This window comes from Thermomonospora cellulosilytica (assembly GCF_014138835.1).
GTDB classification, from domain to species: Bacteria; Actinomycetota; Actinomycetes; order Streptosporangiales; family Streptosporangiaceae; genus Thermomonospora; species Thermomonospora amylolytica.
The window spans coordinates 3,325,257-3,350,912 of record NZ_JACJII010000001.1; the positions used below are offsets into that span (position 1 = coordinate 3,325,257).

At 71.8% G+C, this 25,656-nt stretch carries 23 protein-coding genes; 18 read left to right on the top strand and 5 right to left on the bottom strand.

Translation table 11 applies throughout. The annotated features are described in order from the left end of the window. The first annotated feature begins 74 nt into the window (after positions 1 to 74). From HNR21_RS15855 to HNR21_RS15920, 14 genes are all read left to right on the top strand, one after another. Positions 75 to 482: an ATP-binding protein gene (locus HNR21_RS15855; RefSeq protein WP_182705821.1), complete on the top strand. Its 408-nt coding sequence runs from the start codon at positions 75 to 77 to the stop codon at positions 480 to 482. A 238-nt stretch (positions 483 to 720) separates the two neighbouring features. Then, the gene (locus HNR21_RS15860) at positions 721 to 1,887 is read left to right on the top strand and encodes an ABC transporter ATP-binding protein (protein ID WP_182705822.1); all 1,167 of its coding nucleotides are present in this window, start codon (positions 721 to 723) and stop codon (positions 1,885 to 1,887) included. Next, on the top strand, positions 1,884 to 2,672 hold the full coding sequence (locus HNR21_RS15865; RefSeq protein WP_119727792.1) for an MlaE family ABC transporter permease: 789 nt from the start codon (positions 1,884 to 1,886) through the stop codon (positions 2,670 to 2,672). Before HNR21_RS15860 ends, HNR21_RS15865 begins: the two co-directional genes overlap by 4 nt. A gap of 8 nt (positions 2,673 to 2,680) precedes the next feature. Next, a complete protein-coding gene (locus tag HNR21_RS15870; RefSeq protein ID WP_182705823.1) occupies positions 2,681 to 3,520 on the top strand; it encodes an MlaE family ABC transporter permease in 840 nt (279 codons plus the stop codon). Next, positions 3,520 to 4,803 carry an MCE family protein gene (locus HNR21_RS15875; protein ID WP_182705824.1) on the top strand — a complete coding sequence of 428 codons (1,284 nt, stop codon included), beginning with the start codon at positions 3,520 to 3,522 and terminating at the stop codon, positions 4,801 to 4,803. Before HNR21_RS15870 ends, HNR21_RS15875 begins: the two co-directional genes overlap by 1 nt. Further along, on the top strand, positions 4,800 to 5,873 hold the full coding sequence (locus HNR21_RS15880) for an MCE family protein (protein WP_119727794.1): 1,074 nt from the start codon (positions 4,800 to 4,802) through the stop codon (positions 5,871 to 5,873). The genes HNR21_RS15875 and HNR21_RS15880 overlap by 4 nt, the downstream gene beginning before the upstream one ends. Then, positions 5,870 to 6,895, top strand: a complete 1,026-nt coding sequence (locus tag HNR21_RS15885) for an MCE family protein (protein ID WP_182705825.1) — start codon at positions 5,870 to 5,872, stop codon at positions 6,893 to 6,895. Before HNR21_RS15880 ends, HNR21_RS15885 begins: the two co-directional genes overlap by 4 nt. Continuing rightward, the gene (locus HNR21_RS15890; RefSeq protein ID WP_220500177.1) at positions 6,895 to 8,079 is read left to right on the top strand and encodes an MCE family protein; all 1,185 of its coding nucleotides are present in this window, start codon (positions 6,895 to 6,897) and stop codon (positions 8,077 to 8,079) included. Before HNR21_RS15885 ends, HNR21_RS15890 begins: the two co-directional genes overlap by 1 nt. After that, positions 8,076 to 9,404 carry an MCE family protein gene (locus tag HNR21_RS15895; RefSeq protein WP_312881051.1) on the top strand — a complete coding sequence of 443 codons (1,329 nt, stop codon included), beginning with the start codon at positions 8,076 to 8,078 and terminating at the stop codon, positions 9,402 to 9,404. Before HNR21_RS15890 ends, HNR21_RS15895 begins: the two co-directional genes overlap by 4 nt. After that, on the top strand, positions 9,404 to 10,657 hold the full coding sequence (locus HNR21_RS15900) for an MCE family protein (protein WP_119727796.1): 1,254 nt from the start codon (positions 9,404 to 9,406) through the stop codon (positions 10,655 to 10,657). Before HNR21_RS15895 ends, HNR21_RS15900 begins: the two co-directional genes overlap by 1 nt. Then, entirely contained in the window at positions 10,654 to 11,190 is a 537-nt protein-coding gene (locus HNR21_RS15905; RefSeq protein ID WP_220500178.1) for an Rv1363c family protein, read from the top strand. Before HNR21_RS15900 ends, HNR21_RS15905 begins: the two co-directional genes overlap by 4 nt. Before the next feature lie 17 nt (positions 11,191 to 11,207). Next, positions 11,208 to 11,909, top strand: a complete 702-nt coding sequence (locus tag HNR21_RS15910; RefSeq protein ID WP_246442187.1) for a hypothetical protein — start codon at positions 11,208 to 11,210, stop codon at positions 11,907 to 11,909. A gap of 22 nt (positions 11,910 to 11,931) precedes the next feature. Continuing rightward, entirely contained in the window at positions 11,932 to 12,486 is a 555-nt protein-coding gene (locus HNR21_RS15915) for an Rv1363c family protein (RefSeq protein ID WP_220500179.1), read from the top strand. 21 nt (positions 12,487 to 12,507) lie between these two features. Beyond that, complete coding sequence (locus HNR21_RS15920; RefSeq protein WP_182705827.1) at positions 12,508 to 13,233, top strand: hypothetical protein; 726 nt, start codon at positions 12,508 to 12,510, stop codon at positions 13,231 to 13,233. 21 nt (positions 13,234 to 13,254) lie between these two features. Here the strand turns inward: HNR21_RS15920 and HNR21_RS15925 are convergent, their stop codons facing one another. From HNR21_RS15925 to HNR21_RS15935, 3 genes are all read right to left on the bottom strand, one after another. Beyond that, complete coding sequence (locus HNR21_RS15925; RefSeq protein ID WP_119727798.1) at positions 13,255 to 14,469, bottom strand: pyridoxal phosphate-dependent aminotransferase; 1,215 nt, start codon at positions 14,467 to 14,469, stop codon at positions 13,255 to 13,257. Positions 14,470 to 14,558: 89 nt separating this feature from the next. Further along, a complete protein-coding gene (locus HNR21_RS15930) occupies positions 14,559 to 16,685 on the bottom strand; it encodes an ATP-dependent DNA helicase (protein ID WP_312881052.1) in 2,127 nt (708 codons plus the stop codon). Between the two features lie 39 nt (positions 16,686 to 16,724). Continuing rightward, a complete protein-coding gene (locus tag HNR21_RS15935) occupies positions 16,725 to 18,293 on the bottom strand; it encodes an SMI1/KNR4 family protein (protein WP_182705828.1) in 1,569 nt (522 codons plus the stop codon). A gap of 339 nt (positions 18,294 to 18,632) precedes the next feature. Between HNR21_RS15935 and HNR21_RS15940 the strand changes: the two genes are divergently transcribed. The 3 genes from HNR21_RS15940 to HNR21_RS15950 all read left to right on the top strand — a co-directional run bounded on the left by HNR21_RS15940 (position 18,633) and on the right by HNR21_RS15950 (position 23,184). Then, positions 18,633 to 21,059, top strand: a complete 2,427-nt coding sequence (locus HNR21_RS15940; RefSeq protein ID WP_312881568.1) for a penicillin acylase family protein — start codon at positions 18,633 to 18,635, stop codon at positions 21,057 to 21,059. Between the two features lie 99 nt (positions 21,060 to 21,158). Continuing rightward, positions 21,159 to 21,926, top strand: a complete 768-nt coding sequence (locus tag HNR21_RS15945) for a DUF72 domain-containing protein (RefSeq protein ID WP_312881053.1) — start codon at positions 21,159 to 21,161, stop codon at positions 21,924 to 21,926. Between the two features lie 196 nt (positions 21,927 to 22,122). Next, the gene (locus HNR21_RS15950) at positions 22,123 to 23,184 is read left to right on the top strand and encodes a DUF4192 domain-containing protein (RefSeq protein ID WP_182705830.1); all 1,062 of its coding nucleotides are present in this window, start codon (positions 22,123 to 22,125) and stop codon (positions 23,182 to 23,184) included. Here HNR21_RS15950 and HNR21_RS15955 read toward each other — a convergent pair. Then, positions 23,181 to 24,266 (bottom strand): IS630 family transposase, encoded by a 1,086-nt coding sequence (locus HNR21_RS15955; RefSeq protein WP_182704591.1) that lies wholly within the window; start codon positions 24,264 to 24,266, stop codon positions 23,181 to 23,183. The two genes, HNR21_RS15950 and HNR21_RS15955, sit on opposite strands and share 4 nt — an antisense overlap. Positions 24,267 to 24,399: 133 nt before the next feature. Further along, complete coding sequence (locus tag HNR21_RS15960; RefSeq protein WP_119727802.1) at positions 24,400 to 24,768, bottom strand: hypothetical protein; 369 nt, start codon at positions 24,766 to 24,768, stop codon at positions 24,400 to 24,402. Positions 24,769 to 25,093: 325 nt separating this feature from the next. Between HNR21_RS15960 and HNR21_RS15965 the strand changes: the two genes are divergently transcribed. After that, positions 25,094 to 25,621, top strand: coding sequence for a DUF1707 and DUF4870 domain-containing protein (locus tag HNR21_RS15965; RefSeq protein WP_182705831.1), 528 nt, complete (start codon positions 25,094 to 25,096; stop codon positions 25,619 to 25,621). Positions 25,622 to 25,656 lie beyond the last annotated feature (35 nt).

Sequence of the window (25,656 nt, forward strand, 5' to 3'; positions counted from 1 at the left end):
GGCAGACAGTAATGGGTCCGGTCAGGCTTGGTGGGCGAAAAGGGTCACCAAGGGGAGAGAAAATGATGACCGGGATGCCCGAAAGGCCGCGAGTCGGTGGCTGTGAACTGCGGCGCGAAGTGCTGGCGGCGCCCGCGACGGTGGGGCTGCTGCGGGACCTGGCGGGGGTGCATCTCGTCAAGTGGGGGGCGTCGGCGGAACTGGTGGACGACGTCCGGCTGGTGGTCAGCGAACTGGTCACCAACAGCGTGGCCGTCTGCCGGGGGGAGGTCATCGTCTTCGAGATGTACGCGCTGGCCGGGGCGGTCATGGTGGAGGTGCGCGACCCGGTCGAGGAGGGGCCGGTGCGGCGGGCGGCGGGACCGGGGGACGAGGGCGGGCGGGGGCTGCTGATCGTCGGCGCGCTGGCCGAGGCGTGGGGGACGCGCCGGCCGCCCGGCGGCGGGAAGATCGTGTGGGCACGGGTGGCCGCGATCCGCTGACGACCTGATCGTGACCGTTCCGCGACCTGGATCTGCGCACCGGAGCACAACGCCGGAGGGCCGCTTGTCACTCGGTGATAATAAATTCCGGCCTGCTATTTTGGTGAGTCCATCTGCTTGAGCCGGGGGCGTCGCGCAAGTAGCGTACCCGCCAGTAGCGATCATAAGGGCGCGCGTCGCCGCACAACGCATTCGGGGGCCATCGGGCGCGGCGCGGCATGAATGGCGAGCGGGTGAGATGGGCGTCGAAGTGGTCGTCGAAGGACTGACGAAGTCCTTCGGCCAGCAGCGGATCTGGCAGGATGTCACGCTCACCCTGCCGGCCGGCGAGGTCAGCGTGATGCTGGGCCCCTCGGGCACCGGCAAGACGGTATTCCTCAAGTCGCTGATCGGGCTGATCAAACCGGAACGCGGGCGGGTGCTGATCAATGGCGTGGACATGGTCAGCAGTTCCGAGCGGCGGATCAACGAGATCCGCAAGATGTTCGGGATCATGTTCCAGGACGGCGCGTTGTTCGGCTCGCTCAATCTCTTCGAGAACGTGGCGTTCCCGCTGCGCGAGCACACCAGGAAGAAAGAGCACGAGATCCGCCGGATCGTGCTGGAGAAGATGGAGATGGTCGGCCTGGCCGGGGCCGAGGGCAAGCTGCCCGGCGAGATCTCCGGCGGCATGCGCAAGCGGGCCGGCCTGGCCCGGGCGCTGGTGCTCGACCCGGAGATCATCCTGTGCGACGAGCCGGACTCCGGCCTGGACCCGGTGCGCACCGCCTACCTGTCGCAACTGCTCATCGACCTGAACGCGCAGATCGACGCGACGATGCTGATCGTCACCCACAACATCGACATCGCCGCCAAGGTGCCGGACAACATGGGCATGCTGTTCCGCCGCAACCTGGTGATGTTCGGGCCCCGCGAGGTGCTGCTGACCAGCGAGGAGCCGGTGGTGGCGCAGTTCCTGCACGGCCGGCGGCGCGGGCCGATCGGGATGTCGGAGGAGAAGGACGCCGCCACCCTGGCCGCCGAGGCCGCCGCGCCGCTGGCCGACGACGAGGACGACGAGCCGTTCAAGATCCCCCGGCAGTTGCGGCCCAGCCCCGGGATGCCGCCGCGCAGGGCCGCCGCCCGCCGCCGCGAGAGGGTCCTGGCGATGCTGCACACCCTGCCGCCGCAGGCCCAGCACGCCATCCTGGAGAGCCTGAACGCCGAGGCCGCCCACCAGCCCCACCAGCCCGTGCCCGCCCCGGCCGGCGCCCCCGCGGCCCAGCCCGCCCAGCCCTCCGTGCCGCCGCAGGCCCCGCAGGCCCCGCAGATCGTTCCGCCGCCGGGCGGCCACGCCCCGCCGCCGGGGCCGCGGCTGCTGCCGCCCGAGGGACCGGCCGGGCCGCCCGCCGGGGGACCGCGATGACCACCCCCTCCCACACCGTCCCCGGAACGGGCGCGCTGCGCGAGACCGGCAAGCTGTTCGCGCTGGCCGGGGCGGTGCTCTCCGGCATCTTCAAACGGCCGTTCCAGTTCCGCGAACTGGTCGAGCAGTTCTGGTTCATCGCCAGCGTCACCATCCTGCCGACCGCGCTGGTGTCCATCCCGTTCGGCGCGGTCATCGCGCTGCAGGTCGGCTCGCTCACCCAGCAGCTCGGCGCCCAGTCGTTCACCGGCGCGGCCAGCGTGCTGGCGGTCATCCAGCAGGCCAGCCCGCTGATCGTGGCGCTGCTCATCTCGGGGGCGGGCGGCTCGGCGATCTGCGCCGACATCGGCTCCCGCAAGATCCGCGAGGAGATCGACGCGATGACCGTGATGGGCGTCTCGCCCATCCAGCGGCTCATCGTCCCCCGGGTGCTGGCCTGCATGGGCGTCGCCGTGCTGCTCAACGGGCTGGTCTCGGTGGTCGGCGTGGCCGGCGGCTACTTCTTCAACGTGATCATGCAGGACGGCACGCCGGGCGCCTACCTGGCCAGCTTCTCGGCCCTGGCCCAGCTCCCCGACCTGTACATCAGCGAGCTCAAGGCGCTGATCTTCGGCTTCATCGCCGGGGTGGTGGCCGCGCACCGGGGGCTGAACCCGCGCGGCGGCCCCAAGGGGGTCGGGGACGCGGTCAACCAGTCCGTGGTGATCGCGTTCCTGCTGCTGTTCTTCGTCAACCTCGTGCTCACGGCCATCTATCTGCAGGTCGTGCCGCCCAAGGGGAGCTGAGGGGCCCGATGACCGTCATCAACGGCAGGCTCGGCCGGCAGGTGAACCGCCGGCTGAGCTGGCTGGACACGCTGGGCGACCAGCTTTTGTTCTACCTGCGGGCGCTGGCCTGGACCCCCCGGGCGGTGCTGCGCTACACCCGCGAGATCCGCCGGCTGCTGGCCGAGGTCAGCTTCGGCAGCGGCGCGCTCGGCGTGATCGGCGGCACCATCGGCGTGATGGTCGCGATGACCCTGTTCACCGGCACCGTGGTGGGCCTGCAGGGGTACGCGGCGCTCAACCAGATCGGCACCAGCGCGTTCACCGGGTTCGTGTCGGCCTACTTCAACACCCGCGAGATCGCCCCGCTGGTGGCCGGGCTGGCGCTGAGCGCCACCGTCGGCGCCGGGTTCACCGCCCAGCTCGGCGCGATGCGGATCAACGAGGAGGTCGACGCGCTGGAGGGCATGGGCATCTCCAGCATCCCCTACCTGGTCACCACCCGGATCGTGGCGGGCTTCGTGGCGATCATCCCGCTGTACGGGATGGGGCTGCTGTCCTCCTACTTCGCCTCCCGGTTCGTCACCACCGTCTACAACGGGCAGTCGCCCGGCACCTACGACCACTACTTCGGGCTGTTCCTGTCACCGGTGGACGTGGTCTGGTCGTTCGCCAAGGTGCTGGTGTTCAGCGTGATGGTGATCCTGGCGCACTGCTACTACGGCTTTAGGGCGGTCGGCGGGCCGGCCGGGGTGGGCGTGGCGGTCGGCCGCGCGGTCCGCACCGCGATCGTGCTGATCAGCGTGACCGACTTCTTCCTGAGCCTGGCGATCTGGGGCGCGACCACGACCGTGAAGGTGGCGGGCTGATGGCGCGGAGCACGATCATGACCACCACCGGCCGCAGGCTGCTGGGACTGGTGTTCCTGCTGGTGATGGCGCTGCTGCTGTGGTTCTCGGTGGCGATCTACCAGAAGAGGTTCACCCCGGCCGAGATGGTCACCCTGCACACCGGCGCGACCGGCAACGAGATGCACCGCAACGCCGACGTCAAGCTGCGCGGCGTGGTCGTCGGGCAGGTCCGCGAGATCGAGTCCACCGGCACCGGGGCGCGGCTGACGCTGGCGTTCAAGCCCGGGATGCTCGAGCACGTCCCGGCCAACGTCACCGCCCAGATGCTGCCGACCACGCTGTTCGGCCAGCGGTACGTGGCGCTGATCCCGCCCGCCCAGCCCGCCGCCGACACCCTGCGGCCCGGCGCCGTCATCACCCAGGACCGCAGCCAGAACGCCGTCGAGCTGGAACAGGTCCTGCAGAACGTGCTGCCGCTGCTGACCGCGGTCAAGCCGGAACGGCTGGCGGCCACCCTCACCGCCCTGGCCGACGCGCTGGAGGGACGCGGCGACCAGCTCGGCGACACGCTGGTCAAGCTGGACGCGCACCTGGCCGAGTTCAACCCGCACCTGCCGCAGATGAACCGCGACCTGCGGGAACTGGTGCGGGTCAGCCACGCCTACGCCGACGCCGCCCCCGACATCCTGGCCGCGCTGGAGGACTTCGCGATCACCAGCCGCACCCTGGTCGACCAGCGCGCCGAGCTGAGCGACCTGTACGGCTCGGTCACCGCCACCTCCCGCTACCTGCGGGAATGGCTGGTCGCCAACCGGGAGAACCTGATCCTGCTGTCGGCCCACAGCCGGCCGTCGCTGGAACTGCTGGCCCGGTACTCGCCGTCGTTCCCCTGCACGCTGCGGATGCTGCGGGACTTCGTGCCAGCCATGGACCGGGCGCTGGGCAAGGGCACCGGCAAGCCCGGCCTGTCGGTCACCGTCAAGGTCGCCCCGTCCCGCGGCCGTTACCTGCCCGGACGGGACCGCCCCGTCTACACCGCGACCGGCGGGCCGCGCTGCTACTCCGTCCCCTACGACGGCGTCGGCACCGTCCCGGCGGGCGGGCAGCTCGCGTCCACCTCCGCCGCCGACCCGGGCGGCGCCGACCGGCAGCGGCTCGGCGCCCCCAACTCCCCGGAGGAGAACCAGATCCTCAACGAACTGCTGGCCCCGCAGGTCGGCAAGCCCCACGGCGAGCTGCCCGACTGGAGCAGCGTGCTGGTCGGCCCCATCTACCGCGGAACGGAGGTGCGGCTGAAGTGAGACGCAAGAGCATCGCCGGCCCGCTGGCCAAGTCGATCGCGTTCATCGTGGTGACCGTGGTGGCCACCGCCGCGCTGGCGATCAGCATCGCCAACACCGGGGTGGGCGACACCGTCTCCTACAAGGCGCGGTTCACCGACACCACCGGGCTGATCGTCGGCGACAGCGTCCGGATCGCGGGCGTGCGGGTCGGCCAGGTCGACGGGATCCGGGTGGTGGACCGCAGGCTCGCCGAGGTCACCTTCAGCGTCGAACGCGACCGCAGGCTGCCGGCCACCACCACCGCCACGATCAAGTACCTGAACATGGTCGGGCAGCGGTTCATCGAACTGGGCCGCGGCGAGGGCCAGGTCACCGGGACCGCCGCCGTCATGAGGCCCGGCGACACCATCCCCGAGCAGCGCACCACCCCCGCGCTGGACCTGACCCAGCTGTTCAACGGGTTCCAGCCGCTGTTCCAGGCGCTGTCGCCCAACGACGTCAACAAGCTGGCCGGCGAGCTGATCTCGGTCTTCCAGGGCGAGGGCGCCACCGTGGAGTCGCTGATCGCCACGGTCGGGTCGCTGACCACCACGCTGGCCAACAAGGACCAGGTCATCGGGCAGGTCATCGACAACCTCACCACGGTGGTCGAGACGATCAACGCCCGCGAGGGCCAGTTCGTCCAGCTGGTCACCACGCTGCGGCGGCTGGTGCAGGGCTTCGCGGCCGACCGGCGGGCGTTCGGCGAGGCCATCACCGCGCTCGGCGACCTGGCCGACACCACCGCCGGGCTGCTGCGCGACACCCGCGACCCGATCGTCACCGACATCCGGCAACTGGACCGGCTGTCGCGGAACCTGGTCGACGAGCAGGCCACGGTGGAGACGTTCCTGCAGCGCCTGCCGGTGAAGATGCAGACGGTCGGGCGGCTGGCCTCCTACGGCTCGTGGCTCAACTTCTACCTGTGCGAGGCCAGGGTGACGGGCGTCGAGTGGGACACCGACGACACCGGCCTGGTGGCGCCCGAGGCGCCCGGCCCGCCGCCCACCGGGCTCCCGCCGGTCGACCACCCGAGGTGCAAGCGATGAAGCCGATCACCGAACGCAACCCCGTTCCGATCGCGGTGATCGGGCTGGTGCTGCTGCTGGTGCTGGGCCTGGTGGCCTACCGCGCCGACGACCTGCCGGTGATCGGCGGCGGCACCACCTACACCGCCCACTTCAACGAGGCCGCCGGGCTGAACACCAGCAGCGAGGTCCGCGTCGCCGGGGTCAAGGTCGGCGAGGTCACCAAGGTCGAGCTGGACCGCGGCAAGGTCAAGGTCAGCTTCCGGGTCAAGGACGTGTGGATCGGCAACGCCAGCCACGCGGCGATCGCCATCCAGACCCTGCTCGGCGACAAGTACCTGGCGATCACCCCGCTCGGCGGGGCCGCGCAGGACCCCGACCAGACCATCCCGGTCGAGCGGACCGACGAGCCCTACGACGTCACCCAGGCGTTCCAGGAACTGGGCCGCACCACCGGGCAGCTGGACACCGCCAAGGTCGCCGAGAGCCTGCGGGTGATCTCCGCGACGTTCAAGGACACCCCGGCCGACGTGCGCCGGGCGCTGGACGGGATGACCGCGCTGTCGAAGACGATCTCCTCCCGCGACGACCGGCTGGCCCGGCTGCTGCAGGGCTCCGACCGGCTCACCGGCACCCTGGCCGACCAGAACGGCCAGTTCGAGGCGCTGCTGCGGGACGGCAACCTGCTGCTGGAGGAGCTGCGGCTGCGGCGCGAGGCCATCCACCGGCTGCTGGTGGCCACCCGCGCGCTGTCCCGGGAACTGGTCGGGCTGGTGCGCGACGCCGAGGACGACCTGCGGCCGATGCTGCGCTCGCTGGACCGGGTCACCCAGATCCTCGTCGACAACCAGCGGAACCTGGACAAGGCGCTGGCGACGGTCGGCCCCTACTACCGGGTGGTCAACAACGCCGTCGGCAACGGCCGGTGGACCGACGGCTACCTGTGCGGGCTGATCACCCCCGAGCTGCTGAAGGACACCCCGTACGACGGCAACACGCCGCCCGAGGGCTGCATGCCGCCCAAGGCCGGAGGCGAGAACTGATGGCGAACATCGCACGGGAACGCCTGGCCGGGCGGACGGCCGGCGCGGGCGTGGCCCTGGTGGTCGCGCTGGTCGCGGTCGCGTTCATCGTGGCCCCGGAGAGCGGCACGCGGATCGAGGCCTTCTTCACCCGGGCGGTCGGCGTCTACGAGGGATCGGACGTGCGGGTGCTCGGCGTGCGGGTCGGCGAGATCGAGTCGGTCGACCCGGTCGGCCGGGAGGTCAGGATCACCCTGCGGGTCGACGACGACGTCGAGGTGCCGGCCGGCGCGAGCGCCGCGGTGATCGCGCCCAGCGTGGTCGCCGACCGGTACGTGCAGCTCACCCCCGCCTACACCGGAGGACCCCGGATCCGCGACGGCGCGGTCATCCCCGCCTCCCGCACCGCCGTCCCGGTCGAGGTCGACCAGCTCTACGAGAGCCTCACCCGGCTCACCGACTCGCTCGGGCCGGACGGGGTCAACTCGACCGGCGCGCTGTCGGACGCGCTGCGCACCGGCGAGGCCAACCTGCGGGCCAACGGCGAGGCCATCGCCGACATGATCCGCGAGTTCGGGCAGGCCACCCGCACCCTGTCGGGCACCAGCGACGAGTTCTTCGGCACGCTGGCCGGCCTGCAGAAGTTCACCACCATGCTGAAGAACAACGACGCCCAGGTCAGCCGGGCCGAACAGCAACTGGCCGAGGTCAACCGGTTCCTGGCCGCCGACCGGGAGGAGCTGGTGGCGGCGCTGTCGGAGCTGGCGACCGCGCTGCGCGAGGTGGAGCGGTTCGTGCGCGAGCACCGGCCGATGCTGGAGAAGAACGTCGACAAGCTCGCCGACATCACCCAGGTGCTGGTCGACCAGCGGGCCTCGCTGGCGGAGATGATGGACGTCGCCCCGCTCGCCGCCGGCAACTTCCTGGGCGCCTACGACCCGGTGAGCCGCTCCATCCTCAGCCGGGCCAACCTCAACGAGATCAGCCTCGGCGGCACCAGCCCCACGAGCGCCGCGCCCGCGCCGGTCGGCGGCCAGCTGTGCGGCGACGTCGACGCCGACTCCGCGCTCGGCGAGCTGTGCGCCAAGTACAAGCTGGGGCCGCAGGACCTGGTGCCGCTGTCGCGGGAACAGGCGACCACCGCGCCGCCGCTGCCGCTGCCCGCGGTCGGCGACGTGTACGGCCAGAAGGGGGAGCGCCGGTGAGACGTCCCATCGTCAAGACGGCCGTGGCCGGGCTGGCCCTGGCGCTGGCCGCCGGTTGCAGCACCGGGGAGGGCGGCTACCGCGGCATCTACGACATGCCGCTGCCCGGCGGCGCCGACGTGGGCGACGACCCGTACACGGTGAAGGCGCAGTTCGGCAACGTGCTCAGCCTCGTCCCGCACGCGGCGGTGCGGGTCAACGACGTGGCCGTCGGCCGGGTCACCGACATCACCCTGCCCGCCGACGGGTGGCGCGCCGAGGTCACCATGGTGATCAACCGGAACGTCCGGCTGCCCGCCAACGCCCTCGCCCGGCTGGAGCAGTCCAGCCTGCTCGGCGAGAAGTACGTCCAGCTGATGCCGCCGCCCGACGGCACCGCCCAGGGCACGCTGCGCGACGGCGCGGTGATCCCCGAGGACCGCACCAACCGGTACCCGGAGGTCGAGGAGGTCTTCGGGGCGATGTCGATGCTGCTCAACGGCGGCGGGATCGGCCAGATCCAGACCATCACCCGGGAGCTGAACCGGGCGCTGGAGGGCAACGAGCCGCAGATCCGCTCGATGCTCAAGCGGGTCAACGAGCTGACCTCCACGCTGGACGCGCACTCCGGCGACATCACCGCCGCGCTGGACGCCATCGACCGGCTGTCGGCCACGCTGGCCTCCCGCCGGACGCAGATCAACGTGGCGCTGGACGACATCTCGCCCGGCCTGGACGTGCTGGAGGACCAGCGCGGCCAGCTGATGACGATGCTGCGGGCGCTGGAGGACCTCGGCGAGGTCGCCACCGACGTGATCGACAGGAGCAAGGCCGACATGGTCGCCGACCTGCGGGCGCTGGCGCCGATCCTGCAGCGCCTCGCCGACGCCGGCACCGCCCTGCCCAAGTCGCTGGAGGTGCTGCTGACCTACCCGTTCACCGACCAGGTGCTGAACGCCGTCAGGGGCGACTACCTCAACGTGTACCTGTCGACGACCGCGGTGGACGGCACCTCGATCATCCCGTTCATCACCTGCGGCCAGGTCGGCAGCAACGAGGAGTTCACCAACGCCAACGAGGGCTGCCGGCAGGGCCCGGCCTCCGGCGGGCAGGCGCCGGTGAACCTCAGGCACGCCCCGCTGCCGCTGCCCTCGGTCGGCGTCCCGACCACCACCGGGCCCTCGCCCCGCTCCACCACCGCGCCGCGGCGGGTCGGGCCGCCCACCGCACCGGGCGGGACGGGCACCGGGCCGGGCACCGGGACGGGCAGCACCGCGCCGACCTCCCCGGCGGGGACGTCGCCCGGTACGCCGTCGGCGACCACCTCCCAGGCTGGAGGCAACTGATGCTGACCCTCGGCACCAGGCTGAAGAACTACGCGTTCCTCGTGCTGAGCATCGTGGTGATCTCCTACCTGGGGATCCGGTACGCCGACCTGTCCCGGTACGTCGGGGTCCGCGACTACTACGTGGTCAAGGTCGAGCTGGCCCAGACCGGCGGCCTGTACACCAACGCCGACGTCACCTACCGGGGCGTGTCGGTCGGCCGGGTCGGGCCGATGGAGCTGACCGGGCAGGGCCTGCGCGCGAACCTGCACATCCGGCGGTCCGCCCCGAAGATCCCCGCCGACCTGCGCGCCGTCGTGGCCAACCTGTCGGCGGTCGGCGAGCAGTACATCGACCTGCGGCCGGAGACCGCCGACGGCCCCTACCTGCGCGAGGGATCGGTGATCCCGCAGGCGATGACCGCCACCCCCGCCCCGGTCACCAACCTGCTGAGCAGCCTGAACGAGTTCGCCGCCTCGGTGCCGCTGGACTCGCTGCGCACCGTGGTCGACGAGTTCGGCAAGGCGTTCGAGGGACAGGGCGCCAACCTGCAGGCGCTGATGGACACCAGCGGGGAGTTCATCGACGCCGCCGACGCCGCGCTGCCCACCACCACCCGGCTGATCATCGACGGGGAGACGGTGCTGCGGACGCAGAACGCCCAGAGCGCCGCGCTGAAGTCGTTCGCCGCCAACGCCCGGCTGCTGGCCGACCGGCTCGGCACCGCCGACGCCGACCTGCGCCGGCTGATCGCCACCACCCCGGACGCCGCCACCCAGCTCACCAGCCTGGTGCGGGAGCTGGACCCGGAGTTCAGCGTGCTGGTGGCCAACCTGCTGACGACCTCCGACGTCGCGCTGACCCGGCAGCGGGGGATCGAGGAGCTGATGGTGCGGGTGCCGCAGGCGGTGGCGGCCGGGGCCACGGCGATCACCCCGCGCGGGGCGAACTTCGCGATGACGGTGACGTTCTTCTCGCCGCTGCCGTGCGTGCGCGGCTACGAGGAGACGGTCTACCGGAACGGGAACAACACCACCGCCGGGCCGCCGTTCAACACCGAGGCCCGCTGCGCCGAGCCGGTGTCCAGCGGCAAGAACGTCCGCGGATCCGCCAACGCGCCCCGGGGCCCGGTGCCCCCGGCGCGCGTGCCCGGGTCGGCGGACGCCCGGATCACCTCGGGCGGCCTGCCGGGCGCTCCGGGACTGCCGTCCGTGGACGTGGGGGCGACCGACATGAGCGGGCTGCTCGGGCTGAGCGGATGGGCGACCCGATGAGGGGGCTGTGGTCCCGGGCGCTCGGGGTGCTGCGCGGCCGGGCGGCCGGGCGGATCGTCCTCGCGGCGGCGGTGCTGTTCGCCGCGTGGGGCGGCTGGTCGTACTGGCAGGCGACCCAGGACGAGGCGATCGACTTCGGCGCCGAACGCGACCGGGTGCTGGCGGCCGGCAAGCGGACCGTCGCGGTGCTCAACACCGTCGACGCCGCCCAGGCCGACCGGGACCTGCGGGCCTGGCTGGACGCCTCCACCGGCGCGCTGCGCACCGACCTGGAGCGCGCCCGGCAGCAGAACCTGCAGCGCGTCCGGCAGCTCAGGACCAGCACCCGCGGCACCGTCACCGACGCCGCCGTCACCCAGCTGGACGTGCGGGCCGGCACCGCCCGGATGATCGCCATGGTCCGGGTCGAGGTGACGCCCGCCTCCGGCGGCGGCGCCACCACCGAACGCAAGCGCTTCGAGGCGGGCCTGGCCCGCACCCCCGAGGGCTGGAAGCTCCAGTCGCTCACCGCGATCCCGGTCAACACGAGCTGACCATGGAGAAGAAGAACGTGAGCACCAACGACGGCCCGGCGGGCACCGCCGTGTCCGATCCCGCAACCCCGGCCGAGACCTCCGAGGCCGCCGAGACCTCCGAGGCCGCGAAGAACGCGGAGACCGCGGAGGATGCGGAGGCCGCCGAGGTTGCGGAGGACGCCGAGGACGCCGAGAAGGTCGCGGAGGCTCCGGATCCATCGGGGAAGAGGCGTTCGCGCCTGGCGTGGGCGCGGGACCCGCTGGTGATCGCGCTGGTGCTGGTGGTGGCCGGGACGGCGCTGCTGGTGCGGGCCGGTCAGCTGCGCGGCGGCACGGCGGCCGAGAACCGGGCGCTGACCGACGTCGAACGCACCGAACGGGTCATCGGCGACGTCAGCAACGACCTCGGCCGGATCTTCTCCTACACCTACGCCGACACCGCCACCACCGAGCAGGCCGCCCGCGAGGTGCTGGCCGGGCGGGCCGCCGACCAGTACCGCACCCTGTTCGGGCAGGTGAAGCAGCGGGCCGCCGCGCAGCAGCTCACGCTGACCAGCCGGGTCGTGCGGGCCGGGGTGATCAGCATGGACGGCCGGGACGCCCGGCTGCTGGTCTTCCTGGACCAGACGGCGCGGCGGCGCGACAAGCCGGAGGGCACCACCGCCGCCGCCCAGCTGGTGGTCACCGCCCGGTTCGCCGACGAGCAGTGGCGGATCATCGACATCCGGGCACGCTAGAGCCTGAACGAGGGGAAACACCTTGGCACGCATCACCGACCGGCTGCCCCGCCCGGCCGACCCCGTCCGGACGACGGCCGTGACCCTGCTGGTCGTCGCGGCCCTGTGCGCGGCGTGGTTCGGCTGGTCCTGGTACGGGGCCGCGCACGACGACGGGCTGGCCTACTCCCGGACCCGCGAGGAGGTGGTGCGGGCCGGGGAACAGGCGGTCCAGAACATGAACACCCTGGACTACCGCGACATCGACGCGGGTCTGCGGGTCTGGCAGGAATCCTCCACCGGCGAGCTGAACAGGCAGATCACCGGAGGCCGGGCCGCCTTCGCCGACCAGGTCCGCAAGGCGCGGACCGTCACCACCGCCAAGGTGCTGGAGAGCGCCCTGACGGAACTGGACACCAGAACGGGCAAGGCGGTCATCATGGTGGCGGTGCAAGTCACCGTGACACCGCCGGAGGGCAGGGCGACCACCAAGCAGAGCCGGATGCTGGGCGAGCTGACCCGTACCGGCACCGGCTGGAAGCTCAGCGCCCTCCAGCACGCCACGGTCGGCGACACCGGCGGCACCCCCGCCCAGTGACCTGTTGAGAGGACCGAACCGATGCCCATCCCCCACCACGTCCTCCAGCAGCGGCGGCGCGGCGGCGCGGCGCCCGGACGCGCCCGCGAGGACGCCGCCGAGCCGAAGGAGCCCGAGGTCTCCGAGGCCGCCGAGGCCACCGAGGCCACCGGGGAGGAGAAGCCGGCCAAGGCCCCGAAGCCGGAGAAGAAGCAGGAGGAGCCCGGTCCCGGGCGGCTCGCCCGGATCCGGACGCTGCTGGGCCGGCCGGTCACCCTCGGGATCGCCACGGTGCTGCTCGGCGCGGTGGCCGCCTGGTCGGCGGTGCAGGCCGACCGGCTGCGCAGCGGAACGGTCGCCGAGAACGTCGCGCTCACCGACACCGCGCGCACCAGCGAGGTCAAGGGCCAGCTCGGCGACGCGGTGAACGAGCTGTTCTCCTACCGGTACACCGACATGGCCAAGACCGAGCAGGCCGCCAGGCGGCTGCTCACCGGCAAGGCCGTGCAGCAGTACCAGAACATGATGGAGCCGATCCGCCGGCAGGCCGCCGCGCAGAAACTCGTGCTCACCACCACCGTCACCGACAGCGGCGTCCGGATGCTGTCGGGCGACCGCGCCCGGATGCTGTTCTTCGTGGACCAGCGCAGCACCCGCACCGCGCAGGAGGAGACCACCTACGCGGGGGCGATGCTGGCGGTGGACGCGGTCAAGGTCGGCGACACCTGGAAGATCACCAACATCGACACCCTCAACGTCCCCCGTTAGCCGCGGGGGCGGGCCGCCCGGTCAGGTCGGCCAGCGGCGGGTCAGGAACGTCCCGATGCGGGTGATGGCCTCCTCCAGCTCGGAGGCCCACTGCAGGGTCACGATCCGGAAGTGGTCGTGGCTGGGCCAGTTGAACCCGGTGCCCTGCACGACGAGGATCTTCTGCTCCTCCAGCAGGTCCAGGATGAACCGCTGGTCGTCGGTGATCGGGTAGACCTCCGGGTCCAGGCGCGGGAACGCGTACAGCGCGCCCTGCGGCTTGACGCAGGTCACCCCGGGGATGTCGTTCAGCAGCTTCCACGCCCGGTCGCGCTGCTCGCCGAGCCGGCCGGTGGGCAGCACCAGTTCCTCGATGCTCTGGTTGCCGCCGAGCGCGGCCTGGATGGCGTGCTGGGCGGGCACGTTCGGGCACAGCCGCATGTTGGCCAGGATGTCCAGGCCCTCGATGTAGGACTCGGCGTGGTCCTTGGGGCCCGACAGCACCACCCAGCCGGAGCGGAAACCGGCCACCCGGTAGTTCTTGGACAGCCCGCCGAAGGTCAGGCACAGCAGGTCGGGGGCCAGGGTGGCGATCGGCACGTGCTCGGCGCCGTCGTACAGCACCCGGTCGTAGATCTCGTCGGAGAAGATGATCAGGCCGTGCCGGCGGGCGAGCTCGGTGATCCGGACCAGCACCTCGCGGGGGTAGACCGCGCCGGTCGGGTTGTTCGGGTTGATGATCACCAGAGCCCTGGTGCGGTCGGTGATCTTGGACTCGATGTCGTCCAGGTCGGGCGACCAGCCGGCCCGCTCGTCGCACAGGTAGTGCACCGGGGTGCCGCCGGACAGGCTCACGCAGGCGGTCCACAGCGGGTAGTCCGGGGCCGGGATCAGCACCTCGTCGCCGTTGTCCAGCAACGCCTGCAGGGTCATCTGGATCAGCTCGGACACCCCGTTGCCGAGGTAGACGTCCTCCACGTCCAGGTCCTGGAAGCCGAGCCCCTCGTAGTGCTGCACGATGGCGCGGCGGGCCGGCAGGATCCCCTTGGAGTCGCTGTAGCCGTGCGCCTCCGGCAGGTTCCGGATCATGTCCTGCAGGATCTCCGGCGGAGCCTCGAAGCCGAACGGGGCCGGGTTGCCGATGTGCAGCTTGAGGATCTTGTGGCCCTCGGCCTCGAGCTGACCGGCCCGCTTGAGCACCGGGCCGCGGATGTCGTAGCAGACGTTCCTGAGTTTCTCCGACTGGGTGACCTGCATGGCAGTCAAGGGTAACCAGCGCGCGGAATGCGATTTACAGCGGCCGCCGCCCTGCGCAACAAAGCTCCGGGGAATCCGGCGTGTCGCGGTCACGCCCCGGCGGCGGCCGCCGCGTCCAGCCGGCGCAGCGCCCCGCGCACCACCTCCGGGTCGGTGGTCGCCCAGAACGGCGGCAGCGAGGACTTCAGGAACGTGCCGTACCGGGCGGTGGCCAGCCGCGGATCCAGCACCGCCACCACACCCCGGTCGCTCATCGACCGCAGCAGCCGCCCCGCGCCCTGCGCCAGCAGCAGCGCCGCGTGGGTGGCCGCCACCGCCATGAACCCGTTGCCGCCCCGCGCCGCCACCGCCCGCTGCCGCGCCGACGCCACCGGATCGTCCGGCCGGGGGAACGGGATCCGGTCCATGATCACCAGTTGCAGCGCGGGCCCCGGCACGTCCACCCCCTGCCACAGCGACAGCGTCCCGAACAACGAGGTCCGCTCCTCCTCGGCGAACCGCTTCACCAGCAGCGAGGTCGAGTCGTCCCCCTGGCACAGCAGCGGATGCGTCAGATGCCCCCGCAACTCGTCGGCGGCCTGCCGCGCCGCCCGCATCGAGGAGAACAGCCCCAGCGTCCGCCCGCCCGCGGCCTCGATCAGCTCCGTGATCTCCGTCAGGTACGCGTCCGGCAGCCCGTCCCGCCCCGGCTGCGGCAGATGCCGCGCCACGTACAGGATCCCCGCCCGCCCATGGTCGAACGGCGACCCCGCGTCCAGGCACGCCCACCGGATCTCCTTGTCCTCGGCGTTCTTGCCTTCCGGGGCGTCGGAGGTCGCGGTCTTGGCCAGGCCCTCGGCGGCGGCCTTGGCGTCGCGGTCGGTCGCGGCGTTCAGCGGGGGGAGGCCCCACTGGCGGGCCAGGGGCTCGAAGGAGCCGCCGAGGGTCAGCGTGGCGGAGGTGAGGATCGTCGTGCGGGTCTGGAAGAGCGCCTCGCGGAGCAGACCGCCCACGCCGATCGGGGCCACGTGCAGGGTGGGCGGGCGTTGCGGGCCGTTGCCGGTCTGCCCGGCGTAGGGCTTGTCGAGCCAGACGACGTCGTGGCGGGCGGCGATCTCCGGTTCGAAGGACTCCAGGACGCGGACGGCGGTGTCGTGGAGTTCCTCCAGGGCGGAGCGGGCGGCCTTGCGGGCGGCCATGCCGGCCGGGTCGTTGTCGTCCTTTCGGTCCCCGCCCAGGGCGGTCAGGCAGGTGTGGGCGGCGTCGCGGAGGACGGCCAGGGTGTTGCCCAGGGCGGGGGAGAGAACGTCCATGCGGCCCGCCGGGAGGTCCTCCAGGATGAGCGCCAGGCCCTCGGCGGCCTCCTTGAGGCGGTCGGCCAGGCCGTCCTCGATCAGACGGCCGCAGCGGCGGGCCGCGGCCTCCCCGGCGGGGCCGCTGAGGGCGCCGGTGGCGACGGAGGTGACCCGGTCCACCAGTTCGTGCGCCTCGTCGACGATCACCACGTCGTGCTCGGGCAGCACCTGGAACTCCTCCAGGGCGTCGATCGCCAGCAGCGCGTGGTTGGTGACCACGATGTCGGCCTCGCCCGCCTCGGCCCGCGCCAGCTCGGCGAAACAGGACGTGCCCTGCGGGCAGCGCTGGGCCCCCAGGCATTCGCGGGCGGTGACCGACACCTGCCGCCACGCCTGCTCGCTCACCCCGGGCACCAGCTCGTCGCGGTCGCCGGTGGCGGTCTCCTCGGCCCACTCGTTCAGCCGCTTGACCTGACGGCCCAGCGCCGACAACTGCTGCGGGTCGAACAGGCCCTCCTCCTCGGGCTCGTCCGGCGCGCCGGTCTGCACCCGGTGCAGGCACAGGTAGTTGCGGCGGCCCTTGAGGATCGCGTACTTCGGCTCCCGGCCCAGCAGCGGGGTCAGCGCCTCGGCCAGCCGGGGCAGGTCGCGGTCCACCAGCTGGCGCTGCAGCGCGATCGTCGCGGTGGAGACGACCACGGTGGTGCCCTTGTCCACGGCATGCCGGATCGCGGGCACCAGGTAGGCCAGCGACTTGCCGGTGCCCGTCCCGGCCTGGGCGGCCAGGTGCTCCCCGGTGGCGATGGCGCGTTCGACGGCCTCGGCCATCTTGACCTGTCCGGGGCGTTCGGCGCCCCCGATCGCCTTGACCGCGGCGGCCAGCAGGGTGGCCGTGTCGGGGACGCGGACGTCGTTCTGGTTCAGCAGATCTGGGGAGGGCACGTCGGCCAACGCTACCCGTCCGGGCGGCGCGGCGCGGGCTCAGCGTTCGAGCCGGCCGGTGAACGTGAGCTCGTCGGGGGCCCGGAACGTGGGGAACCCGGACGCCCACCGCAGCGCCCGTTCCAGCCCGTCCTCACCGGCCAGCCCGGCGGCGGCCAGCGGCGGCAGCCGGTCCGTGCCGGAGCGCAGCTCCCGCCACTGCTCCTCGGTCAGCATCAGGAACCGCAGCGTCTCGATGTCGGCCAGCTTGCCGAGGTCGGCGACGACGGCCTCGGACAGGTCGAGGCCGTGCAGCCGCGGCAGCGTGGCCAGCGGGGCGACGGAGACGGGCCGTTCGGTCCGCAGGGTGACGGAGCGCAGCTCCGGATGCCGGGCCAGCGGGGCGAGGTCGACGGTGTCCACGGTCAGGTGCAGCCGGTGCAGCGGCAGGTCCAGCAGCGGGCGCAGATCGGGATCGCGGCACTCCAGTTGCAGGTCGCACAGGCCGGGGGCGTTGCGGAGCATGTCCAGGTCCAGGTCGCCGCCGTGGTGCACGGTCAGGCGCTGCACCTGCGGCCCCACCGACGCCAGGGTGGCGCGGCGGGCGTCGATGCTGCGCTCCCGGGCGTTGCGGGCGGCGGCCTCCTCCCATTCGGGGCCGCCCAGCTCCACGTACTCGTCGTCCAGGGTGCTGTAGTCGCCGCGCCGCAGCGCGTTCAGCTCCATCCGCAGCAGACCGGTCACCGAGTCGGCCAGGTAGGAGGGGCCGTCGTCGTAGTCGCGGCCCATCCGGACGATCTGGCCCGGCCTGCCGTTGGCCGCGGGCGCCATGTCGGCGACCAGGTAGTTGCCGCCGTAGTCGTGGGCGAACGGGAACCAGCGCGGATGCCCGGTCACCCGGCGCACGGTGCCGGGCGGGTCGCACTCCAGGACGGTGTCGTCCCACCCCAGCTCCCAGCCCGGCCACCAGCGCAGGCGGGCGTCCATGCGCGCCCGCAGCTCGTCCAGCGACATCCACTCGTAGCCGTTGAACATCAGCGGATGGCCGTCGGTCACCCCGTACAGCGCCGCCAGGTCCGCGGGCGCGCCCAGGGCGGTCAGCCGTTCCGGCGCGACCGGGGGACGGGGCTCCTCGGCGTGCTCGACGATCTCCTGCTTGAGGGCGAGCACCTCGCGCAGCAGCCGGACGGCCTCCTCGGGGTCCCCGGCGGGCGCGGGGTCGGCCGGGCCCTCCTGCTCCTCGCCCGGCTGCGGCGGCAGGTGATCGTGGTCGATGACGAAGATCTGGCAGCCGAACCCCGGCCAGGGCTGGTGCCCGCCCCGCGGGCTGACGACCGCCGTGTAGTCCCCGGAGGCCCGCACCGTCACCTCGATCCCGGCCGCGCCGTCGGCATCCCGCTCGACGATCTTCCGGAGGTCCTCGCGGAACCGGTCCATCAGCCCGCTCAACGGCGGGGCGTTGCGGATCTCGCCGTCCGGACGCTCGAAGACCAGCCCGTAGCGGGCGGCCCCGGCGCTCACGTCGCACGTCAGCACGGCCGCCGTGCAGCCGTCCGGGGCGGCGTCGGCCATGGCCTCCGCAAGGGACCGGAACACCGCGGCCGCCGGCGGATCGAGTTCGCTCGCCATTGAGGACCTTTTCCGTTGCTCACATCGCCGTCACGATCACGCCAAGAATCCCACAACCACGCTCGAGGTCCAGTGAAGGCGGCTGTGAAGCCGGAGCGGATCCGCCCGGCGGCGACACCCGCGCGAAATCGGGCGCTCCTGCCCTAAGCTGCGGAAACCCCCGCGTGGAAGGAGCCCCGAGTGAACCTTTTTCAACGTCGCCGCCGCCCCGCCCCGGCCCCGGATCCGGCGGGCGGGGACGGGGAACGCCCGACCGGCGAGCCCGTTGAAAAAGCGGCGGCCCGGACCCGGTGGCCCCGGCCCGCGCGCTGGGCGGTGCGCGTCGTGGCGGCGGTGCTGGTGCTGGCCCTGGTGCTGACCTTGTGGGTGACGTGGACAGTACGGCGGTCGTTCCCCTCCCTTGACGGGGAGGTACGGCTGCCCGGGCTGGGGGCCGAGGTCACCGTTCACCGCGACCGGTGGGGGGTCCCGCACATTTACGCGGGCTCCGGTGAGGACCTGATGCGGGCCCAGGGTTACGTGCACGCCCAGGACCGGTTCTGGGAAATGGACCTGCGGCGGCACATCACCGCCGGGCGGCTGTCGGAGCTGTTCGGCGAGACCACCCTGGAGACCGACAAGGTCGTGCGCACGATGGGGTGGCGGCGGGTCGCCGAACAGGAGATCGCGCTCCTGGCACCGGACACCCGGCGGTATCTGGAGGCCTACGCCGAGGGCGTGAACGCCTGGCTCCGGCAGCATCCGGAGACCTCGACGCAAAGCCTGGAGTACGCCGTACTGGGGTTCCAGCGTTCCGGCTACAAGCCCGAGCCGTGGACGCCCGCAGACTCGGTGGCGTGGCTCAAGGCGATGGCCTGGGACCTGCGTTCCAACATGGAGGACGAGCTGGGACGCGCCCTGGCCGCCACCAAGGTCCCCGCCGAACGGGTCGCGCAGCTCTACCCGGACTACGACCACTCGCGGTGGCCGTCGATCGTCACCGGCGGTGAGGTCACCGACGGGGAGTTCCGGCCTGCGGGGGAGGCCGCACGGGCACGGGTGCTCAGCTCGGCGCTGCAGGACGTGCTGGGCGGAGTGGAACGTGCCGTGGCGGCGATGCCGACGATGATGGGGAACGGCGCGCCCGGCATCGGCTCCAACTCCTGGGTGGTCGCGGGGAGCCGCACCACCACGGGCAGGCCGTTGCTGGCCAACGACCCGCACCTGGCGCCCGGCATGCCGTCGATCTGGTACCAGGCGGGGCTGCACTGCACACGGGTGTCCGCGTCGTGCCCGTTCGATGTCACCGGGTTCACGTTCTCGGGACTGCCCGGGGTGGTCATCGGGCACAACGGGCGGATCGCCTGGGGCTTCACCAACCTCGGGCCCGACGTCACGGACCTGTACCTGGAGAAGGTGAACGGGGCCGCCTACGAGTACAAGGGGGAGCAGGTCCCGCTGCAGACCCGGGTCGAGGAGATCAAGGTGGCGGGGGCCTCGGAGCCGGTGCGGCTCACCGTGCGCTCGACCCGGCACGGACCGCTGATCTCCGACGTGCTGGACGACGCCAAGACCGCGGGGCGCGGGATGGCCGTGGCGTTGCGGTGGGTGGCGTTGGAGCCCCGTCCCACCGCGGACGCCATCGCGGCCATGAACACGGCGCAGAACTGGGAGCAGTTCCGCGCGGCGGCGGCCAAGTTCGACGTGCCGGCGCAGAACCTGGTGTACGCGGACGTGGACGGCAACATCGGTTACCAGGCGCCGGGGCGGATTCCGGTGCGTTCCAAGGGGGACGGCACGTGGCCGGTGCCCGGATGGACGGGGGAGTACGAGTGGGAGGGCTACATCCCGTTCGATGAGCTGCCCACCGTCTACAACCCGCGGAGCGGTTACATCGTCACGGCCAACAACTCCGCCATCGGGCCGCAGTACCAGCACCTGCTGACCAAGGACTGGTCGTACGGATACCGCGCCCAGCGGATCGACGAGCTGCTGCGGTCTGCGGCCCGGGTGGACGTGGCCGCGATGGGGCGGATCCAGATGGACAACCGCAACGGGTTCGCGCCTGTCCTGGTGCCGCATCTGCTGCGGGTGGGCGGGCCTGATGTGTCCATGCTGCGGGGCTGGGACTACCAGCAGGGGCGGGACTCCGCGCCTGCGGCGTACTTCAACGCCATATGGCGGCACCTGTTGCTCAGGGCGTTCAACGACGAGCTGCCCACAGGGGCGCGCCCTGACGGCAACGACCGGTGGTTCGAGGCCGTACGGGCGTTGCTGGAACGGCCGGACGACCCGTGGTGGGACGACGTGCGCACAGGGTCGGCCAAGGAGACGCGGGACGACATCCTGCGCCGGGCCGTAGCCGACGCCCACGCGGAACTGACCGAGCGGCTGGGATCCGACGCGGGCGAGTGGAAGTGGGGCGACCTGCACACGCTGGAGCTCACCAACAGCACGTTCGGCACGTCGGGGATCGCGCCCATCGAGTGGCTGTTCAACCGCGGGCCGCTGAACGTGTCGGGCGGGGCGTCGATCGTGAACGCCACCGGCTGGAACGCCCAGGAGGGGTACGAGGTCACGTGGGTGCCGTCCATGCGGATGGTCGTGGACCTGGCCGACATGGACCGCTCCCGGTGGATCAACCTGACCGGGGCGTCGGGGCACGCGTTCCACGACAACTACTCCGACCAGTCGGAACTGTGGGCCACCGGCGGCACGATCCCGATGCGCTCCCGCCCCGAATCGGTACGCCGCGCGGCCGAGCACACCCTGACGCTGACGCCGTGACCGTTTGCCCGGGGCATGCCGGGTAAAAGCCCGACCATGACAGTGGGCCCTTCGCAGCGAGCGGCGCGGGGTGGCGCCGTCGATCGCGACCGTGGCGACGTGAGGAAGGGCCCACTGCTGATCGGGACGTCGGGCTGGCAGTACAGGGATTGGCGGGGACGCCTGTACGAGGGCGTCCCCCAGAAGCGGTGGCTGGAGCACTACGCGCGGAATTTCGCCACCGTGGAGATCAATGCGGCGTTCTACCGGCTGCCCTCACCGGAGACGTTCCGGGCCTGGCGGGAACGCACGCCGGACGACTTCGTCATGGCGGTGAAGGCCAGCCGGTACCTGACGCATGTGCGGCGGTTGCAGGACCCGTCCGAGCCGGTGCGGCGGCTGCTGTCGGTGGCGCGGGGACTGGGGGACCGGCTCGGGCCGATCCTGTTGCAGCTCCCCCCGACGCTGCGGGCGGACGCGGCGTTGCTGGCCGACTGCCTGGACGCCTTTCCGCCCGGGGTGGACGTGGTCGTCGAGCCACGGCACGACAGTTGGTACACCCCACAGATACGGGAACTGCTGACGGCGCGGAACGCGGCCTTGTGCTGGGCGGACCGGCTGGGGCGCGCGTTGACGCCGCTGTGGCGCACCGCGTCCTGGGGGTATCTGCGACTGCACGAGGGGGCCTCGGAGGAATGGCCCGACTATGACGACGCGACGCTCCTGACGTGGGTGGAACGGCTCGGTGACATGGGGGAGCCGTTCTTCGTGTACTTCAACAACGACCCGAACGGCGCGGCGGTACGGAACGCGATCCGCTTCGCACAGCTCGCCGAGGAGGCGGGAATCCCCGTCACCCGCGTCCCGTCACCCGCGGCCCTTCTGTGAGCCGGGGGCGTGGTCGTCGCATATGGGCGGATGATGGCTCATACGGGTACGGCGAGGCTCCTGCGCTGGTGGCGGAGCATGTCGCCCGCTGTCGTGAACCGGTCCTCGCCGTGCACGGCGGCCGCTGTTTTGGACGGTTGTCCACAGTTCGCTTTCCGCATTCCGATATGCGGCGGGCGTTGGCAGGCTCGACGCCATGAACAACCCCACCGCACGCGCCGACCGGCCCACCCTGACGATCCGGTCGCCGCAGGACGCCGTCTCCGCCGTTCCGTACCTGCTGGGCTTCCACCCCGCGCACAGCCTCGTCGCCGTGGGCTATGCCGGCACCGGCGGGAACACCTGCGCGATGCGGCTCGATTTACCGCATCCCGGAGAGGCCGACCTGGCGCACTCCCTCGCCGACCGCGTGGCCGAGGCGCTCACCCGGAACGGCTTCCACCACGCCATGCTCCTCGGCTACGGCGACGCCGAGCACGTCGCCCCGGTCATCGACGTCACCCGCCGCTCCCTGGAGGCCCACGGCATCTCCATCCAGGAGGCCCTGCGCGTCCATGACGGCCGCTGGTGGTCGTACCTGTGCGACAACCCCGGCTGCTGCCCTGCGGACGGCACCCCGTACGACATCTCCTCCAGCATCGTCGCCGCCGAAGCCACCCTCGCCGGCCACGCCGCCTACCCCGACCGGGACGCCCTCGTGGAGAGCGTCCGCCGCCTGCCCGACACGGACGGCCGCATCCGCGCGGCCACCGGCCGGGCCGAAAGACGCCTCATCGGCTGGATCGCCACCGGCCGCCCCTCCAAGGAGATCCGCGCCGACATGGTCAAGGAGGCCGTCCCCCTCGTCACCCGCCTCACCGCCGCCGTGCCGGACGCCCTCCCCACCGACGACGAGACCGCCTGGCTGGGCGTCCTCCTCACCGACCTGCGCGTACGCGACGAGGCATGGGTCCGCATCAACGCCGACGACCCGGCGAACGACATCACCCTCTGGCGCCACGTCGTCCAACGCGTGCACTCCCCCTACGTCCCGGCCCCCGCCTGCCTCCTGGCGTACGCCGCCTACTGCACCGGCGACGGCGGCCTGGCCAACGTGGCCCTCGACCGGGCCGCCGAGGCCGACCCCGCCTACTCCCTGGCCGCACTGCTCCGCGAGGTGATCCACGCCGCCATCCCCCCGAGCCGCGCCCGCCTGCACATGACCCCCGAACAACTGGCCACCGCCTACGCCGAACAGGAGGAACCCACCCCGCCCTAGTGTCGTGAGTCGTTAATTCGTTGGCAGTAGGCGCCGAGGGTGTCGAGGATCTCGTCGGCGGTCTTGGTCCACACGAACGGCTTGGGGTCGGTGTTCCACTCGTTGATCCACCGGCGGACGTCGGCTTCGAGTTCGGTGACGCTGCGGTGGGCGGAGCGGCGGAGTTTGCGGTTGGTCAGTTCGGCGAACCAGCGTTCCACCAGGTTCAGCCATGAACTGCCGGTGGGGGTGAAGTGCAGGTGGAACCGCGGGTGGCGCAAGAGCCATTCCTTCACCTTGGGGGTCTTGTGGGTGGCGTAGTTGTCCAGCACCAGGTGCAGGTCCAGCTCCTTGGGGACCGCGGCGTCGATCAGCTTCAAAAAGCGCAGGAACTCCTGATGGCGGTGCCTGCGGTAATGCTGGGCGATGACCGAACCGCCGGCGATGTCCAGGGCGGCGAACAGGCTGGTGGTGCCGTGCCGGACGTAGTCGTGCGTCATCCTGGCCGGCGTGGTGGGCATGATCGGCAGGATGGGGGCGGTGCGGTCGATCGCCTGGATCTGGCTCTTCTCGTCGACGGCCAGGACCAGGGCGTTCTCGGGCGGATTCAGGTACAGGCCCACGACGTCGCGGACCTTGTCGATGAACTGCGGATCGGCCGACAGCTTCCAGGTCTCGATCGCATGCGGCTTGAGCCCGAAAGCCCGCCAGATCCGGGAAATGGCCGACTGCGACATCCCGGTCGCCGACGCCATCGACCGGGTCGACCAGTGGGTGTCGCGCCCGGGCGTCTCCTCCAGCGTCTTGGCGATGACCTGCTCGACCCGCTCATCGGTGATCGAGCGCGGCCGGCCCGGACGCGGCTCGTCCGACAGGCCCTCCAGCCGGTCGGCCACAAACCGTGAACGCCACTTCGACACCGTGTTCCGCGAGACCCCGACCTGCCGTGCGACCTCACCGATCGTGCCGCCCTCCGCACAGGCCAGCACGATCCGCGACCGCAACGCCAACGCCTGCGAGGTCTTCCGGCGACGCGCCCACCCGGTCAGCACCGACCGTTCCTCATCGGACAACACCACGGGAGCAAGCTTCGGGCTCGGCATCGCCCTAGCCTAACGGGTGACAATGAATTATTGACTCACGACACTAGAACCCGTCTGGCAAACCCCGCCCGGCGACCGGCCTGGGTTCTCCGCAGGCGGCGGGGGATCCGCGCCGGTGGAGAGCCGGGCGGGGTCAGGAGACGGCCTCGCCGGGGGTGCCGGGGTCGAGACGGCGGTCGCGGTTGCGTTCGTTCCAGGCGCGCATCCGGGGCGGGTAGCCGACGAGCTGGACGTCGTACACCGGGAGCCGGAGGTCGCGGGCGACCTTGTGGATGACCTGCGGGGAGCCGACGCGGCGGCGGGTCCACTCGCCGTCGGCGGCGACCGCGACCGCGGTGGTGTCGGTGGCGAAGGTCTCCGGCTCGACGAAGAACTCCACGCCCTGCCTGCTGCGCGCGAACGCGATCAGCGCCTCGATGTCGGCGTCGGTCGCCTCGCGGTCGAACCTGTTGACCCTGGGACCGCGCGACTTGCGGAGGCCGAATCGGTCACGGAACCTCATCCGACTGCCCTGCCATTCGGTGTGCGTGGCACTCCGATCCCCCGTACGGATGTCCACTGTCCGGTAAACACGACAACGGCCGTTCTCCCCGGCCGGTTCCCGACACCTTAGGCCGTCCGCCGCCATCCGTGCACCGACCGGCCGAAATCGGACGCCGCCCGCTCGGAGGGAACGCCCGCGCCGACCCTGGACGGACCCGGGCCGGCCGCCCTCGCCGACGCCGGTGCGGCCGGCGGGAGGGGAGGCTCCGGGATGAGGCGGAATGGGGGATGGGTCAGGGTCTTCCCCGATGGTGACACAGAGGAGGGGTTAGCAGGATGGAGGCATGGATGACGGTGGATATGCAGGTGTCGGGCTGAGGGTTTCGGACTCGGAGCGGGAGCCGGTGCTCGAGCTGCTCAAGGAGGCGTACGCGGAGGGGCGGCTGGAGCATGACGAGTTCGAGATGCGGATGCATCTGGCGATGACGGCCAAGACCCGGGCCGATCTGGCGGCGGTGGCGTCGGACCTGGGACGGCCCGGGCTCCAGGCGCTGCCGGGCAAGGCGGTCGAGCAGGCCCCTGACGGGGAGGATCGGATGTGGGCGGCGCTGGCGCACGGGTCGGGAGTGGCGCCGCTGATCGTCCCGGCGCTGGTGATCATGCTGCTGGGCGGACAGCGGTCGGCGTACGTGCGCCGTCAGGCGGCCGAGGCGGTGAACTTCCAGCTGACGCTGCTGCTGGTGACGATCGTGACGTTCGGGCTGGGCGGCGTCCTGTACGCGGTGACCTGGATCGTCGCGGCGATCGCGGCGGTGTTCGCGCTCGGCGGCCAGGACTTCCGCTACCCCTGGATCCTGCGCCTGATCAGGTGACCGGACGATCAGACGGCCCGCATCCGCGCATGATG